Below are 351 nucleotides of genomic sequence, written 5' to 3'. Positions count from 1 at the left end.
TGACCATTATCAGTTTGTATACTATGAATTCGAAAAGGAAAATGTTTTCGGAAGTATTCGACAAAATCAATCGCAAAAGCTTGATTTTGTTTATCATAATTTTTTAATGCTCTTGCTCGTGTAGCATTATCTATTGCCGTATATTGATAACGCTTAATTTTCTTACCAGATTCATCAAAGAAATTAAGGAACTTAACTTCTACCTGAACTCTATGACCAGGAAACTGTTTTTCATATCGTTTGAAGGTTTTTATAGATCGCTTCTTCATATTCTGAGGTAACTTATTCACATCATTCCTTTTTAATACATGATAAACAGCGCCTGAAGATAACTCAATCCCATGATAACGG

Annotated in this window: 1 pseudogene; it reads right to left on the bottom strand. The window is 32.2% G+C overall.

What is annotated here, in order from left to right:
- Window positions 1-290 (bottom strand): annotated as a pseudogene (locus tag GNY06_RS04560) (IS481 family transposase); the annotation flags it as partial.
- Window positions 291-351 lie beyond the last annotated feature (61 nt).

This window comes from Elizabethkingia argenteiflava (genome assembly GCF_009904105.1).
Classification (GTDB): Bacteria; Bacteroidota; Bacteroidia; order Flavobacteriales; family Weeksellaceae; genus Elizabethkingia; species Elizabethkingia argenteiflava.
Note: the sequence above shows the minus strand (reverse complement) of the source record. Positions and strands in the feature narration are given on the sequence as shown.